Source organism: Winogradskyella pacifica (assembly GCF_013403915.1).
Classification (GTDB): domain Bacteria; phylum Bacteroidota; class Bacteroidia; order Flavobacteriales; family Flavobacteriaceae; genus Winogradskyella; species Winogradskyella pacifica.
The window spans coordinates 1-883 of the sequence record NZ_JABFDI010000059.1 but is presented as its reverse complement, the minus strand read 5'-3'; the positions used below and the strand labels follow the sequence as shown (position 1 = coordinate 883).

General features: G+C 64.6%; 2 protein-coding genes. One reads left to right on the top strand and one right to left on the bottom strand.

The genetic code is table 11. The features are described from left to right. On the top strand, nt 1–368 hold a 368-nt coding region (locus HM984_RS18040; protein WP_179350114.1), incomplete at its 5' end, for an isocitrate lyase/phosphoenolpyruvate mutase family protein. 51 nt (nt 369–419) lie between these two features. On the opposite strand, the gene HM984_RS18035 is transcribed toward HM984_RS18040, so the two are convergent. Continuing rightward, the coding region (locus HM984_RS18035) for a hypothetical protein (protein WP_218845077.1) at nt 420–883 on the bottom strand (464 nt) is incomplete at its 5' end.

The window sequence follows — 883 nt, the reverse complement described above, 5'->3', positions numbered from 1 at the left end:
CGGACTTCGTCGGCGCACTGCGAACCGCCTCGGACGCGACCGACGTGCACGTGGTCGTCAACGCCCGCACGGATCTGTTCGTCAAGCAGGTCGGCGACGAGAGCGGCCGTGTCGACCGTGCCATCGCCCGGCTGAAGCTCGCCGCGGAGGCAGGCGCCGACTCGCTGTACCCCGTGGGCTTCCACAGCGATGCGGACCACAAACGCCTGGCCGAGGAGCTTCCGCTGCCCATCAACGCCATCGCGGATCCGGCCAAGGGGGACCTGGCGCACTTCGCATCGTTGGGTGTGGGGCGCATCAGCTTCGGCCCGCTGCTGCAGGGCGCGCTCGCCAGCGAGGCCGACCGGCTGCTGGCCCGCTGGAAATAGGCGCCTCCGGCGCACGTGAGCGGAAATACATAGTGGGACACGTATTTCCGCTCACATGCTCTGGAAGGTCCGCCAGGCACTGCCCGCTTCAGGAGCGTCCTCGCGCTCGACGGTTGCCTGGATGAGACCGTACGGACGGTCGTCGGCGTTGAACACCTCGTTTCGATTCTCGACGCCGAAGCGACCGGTGTCGTAGAGGAAATGGTGTTTGTTCGGCGCCGAAATCCGGATCTCGGCGATGTACGGGTACTTCTCGAGCACAGCCGCACCCATCGCATACAGCGTCTGTTGTAGTGCGAGCGACTGAAGATTGGCGAAGCGTTCGATCATCGCGGCCTTCACTCCGGCATACACAGCGTCCCAATCGATATCGGTGTGGGTGTAGCGCCACTGCGCGGTCAGTGATGTCGCCATGACGCGGTCGTGCGTCGGCTCCAACACGGTCAGCTCGTCCTCGAGGAAGCCGGAGAACTCGGAACCGGTCGACTTGAGGATGATCAATTCCTTGAAGCCGC